This is a genomic window from Bacillus sp. MYb78 (assembly GCF_002975115.1).
In the GTDB taxonomy this organism is placed as follows: Bacteria; Bacillota; Bacilli; order Bacillales; family Bacillaceae_G; genus Bacillus_A; species Bacillus_A cereus.
On sequence record NZ_PCOB01000063.1, the window covers coordinates 1 to 2499 of the forward strand.

Below are 2499 nucleotides of genomic sequence, written 5' to 3' on the forward strand. Positions count from 1 at the left end.
ATGATGGCAGAGAGGTCACACCCGTTCCCATACCGAACACGGAAGTTAAGCTCTCTAGCGCCGATGGTAGTTGGGACCTTGTCCCTGTGAGAGTAGGACGTCGCCAAGCAACTTTAAGACGAGTCAGAATGACTCGTCTTTTTTGTGTTTTGTAACTTCTTTTCAAAGCTAATTACATATTTATATAAGTTTCATTAGATTTCTTTCGTGATTTTTGATATGTAATTTAAGATTTTCTATTTTATTTCTTAAAGATAAGATTCACTGGTGTGTTAAAATAGTACAGTTGTTTTTTTGATGTACTTTAATATAAGAAGATTTAAGTTAGAAAAGGAGATAATATGAAAAGGATAGGTATAATTACTATAGTAGTCTTAGTCCTTCTATTAATCGTGTATATGTTAGTTGGGAATTATTTTTATAACTACGCATTGAATGCGAAACAAGAAAAAGAATTTTTGCAAGATAATCCTCATTTAGTAGAAACGGTAAATGCATCGGGAGATGTATTGGCTACAAATGAAGAAAAGAATGCGAACTTCGTATCGAAGTATAAACCTAACACATTAACTATACGTTCTTTCGATAAATTGAATTTAAAAGGCTATGAATATATGAATGAATCATCTAGTCATAAATGGGCAATTGTGGTTCATGGATACAATGGTAGAGCATCAGAAATGACGAAATATATTCGTAACTTTTATGAACAAGGCTATAATGTCATAGCACCAGACCTTCGTGGGCACGGAAATAGTGAAGGGGATTATGTTGGTATGGGCTGGAATGATCGTAAAGATGTTTTGATTTGGATTCAACAAATCTTAAAGAAAGATCCTAATGCTGAAATAGCTCTATTTGGTGTTTCAATGGGCGGGGCAACTGTAATGATGACTTCAGGAGAGGATTTACCTTCTAATGTTAAAGTTATTATTGAAGATTGTGGATACTCAACCGTTATTGATGAATTTACTTATCAGCTAAAAGATTTATTCCGCTTGCCGAAGTTTCCTGTTATGAATGCGGCAAATACAGTTACAAAATTAAGAGCTGGATATGATTTAGAAGAAGCTTCAGCTGTAAAACAAGTGGCGAAAAGTAAAACACCTATGCTATTCATTCATGGGGATGCTGATACATTCGTTCCTTTTGAAATGTTAGATGAAGTATATAATGCTGCAAAAATAGAAAAAGAGAAATTAATTGTTCCAGGTGCTGGGCATGGAGAAGCGGAGAAAGTAGATTCGAATAAATATTGGAATACCGTATGGAAGTTCGTAGGGAAGTATATTCCGGCATAATTAAAGTTGTTGCATTTATATAGACGATAATCGGAGGGATAATAGTTAATCCTTTTGATTATCGTTTTTTTGTTAATTAGGTAGTCTGCTATAAGTGTATTTTTGTATGTACTATATGAAGGAGATAGAGCAAAAACTTTTGAATTCCTTAATCTCAGTGCTACAATGATTGAAAACTAAATGTTAATGAGGTGTTTATATGAAAATTGAGGTTTGGTCGGATTTTGTATGCCCATTTTGCTATATTGGGAAACGTAGATTAGAGATGGCTTTAGAGCAATTTCCACATAAGAAGGATGTTGAAGTTGAGTTTAAAAGTTTTGAGTTGGATCCTAATACTCCCGTTTACTCTGGAACAAGTATTAATGAAGTGCTTGCATCAAAGTATGGAATTAGTATTGAAGAAGCTAAGCGTAATAACGTACAGCTAGGAAATCATGCAGCTAGTATGGGTTTAAGTTTTAATTTTGATGAGATGAAGCCGACGAATACGTTTGATGCGCATCGTCTTGCGAAGTTTGCAAAGAATCATGGGAAAGAAAAGGAGATTACGGAGAATCTACTTTTTGCATATTTCACTGAATCGAAAAATTTAAGTGATGTGGATACACTTGCTATTATCGCTGCAGCCTCAGGTTTAGATAAGCAAGAAGCTTTAAATGTTATTAATGATAAAAATGCGTACGCAAATGATGTTAGAATTGATGAAGCGATTGCTCAGCAATATCAAATTTCGGGAGTGCCTTATTTTATTATTAATCAAAAGTATGCTATTTCAGGTGCACAACCACTTGAAACTTTTGTTGGTGCACTTCAGCAAGTTTGGGAAGAAGAGAATCCTGCACCGAAGTTACAGGAACTTTCAGCAGATGGTGGAAGCGATCTTTCTTGTGCTGATGGAAGTTGTTCGGTGCCGTCGAAAGAACAATAGTTTTTATGGTAGAAGAGCACCCCATAGATTGTTCTGTGGGGTGCTTGTATATAACTATAGAAGAAATACGTAAATGAAATCTATAAAATATAAAGTTTTTTAAAAAACGTATTGACGATTATACTTTAGAGGTGTAATATAGAACAAGTCGCCGATGACATTAACGTCGCAAGCGACAAACGAAATGAAAAACTTAGTTGACATTAACTAACGAAGATGTTAACATAAGGAAGTCGCAAATGAGCGACCAAGTAGTTCTTTGAAAAC

The 2499-nt window shown here is 34.7% G+C and carries 2 protein-coding genes and 1 rRNA gene; all 3 read left to right on the forward strand.

Translation table 11 applies throughout. The features are described 5' to 3' along the window. A 5S ribosomal RNA gene (rrf, locus tag CQ064_RS32935) occupies positions 1–109 on the forward strand; the annotation flags it as partial. Between the two features lie 232 nt (positions 110–341). Next, the gene (locus tag CQ064_RS32940; RefSeq protein ID WP_000821102.1) at positions 342–1301 is read left to right on the forward strand and encodes an alpha/beta hydrolase; all 960 of its coding nucleotides are present in this window, start codon (positions 342–344) and stop codon (positions 1299–1301) included. 199 nt (positions 1302–1500) lie between these two features. Next, complete coding sequence (locus CQ064_RS32945) at positions 1501–2232, forward strand: DsbA family oxidoreductase (protein WP_000687922.1); 732 nt, start codon at positions 1501–1503, stop codon at positions 2230–2232. The last annotated feature ends 267 nt before the right edge of the window (positions 2233–2499 follow it).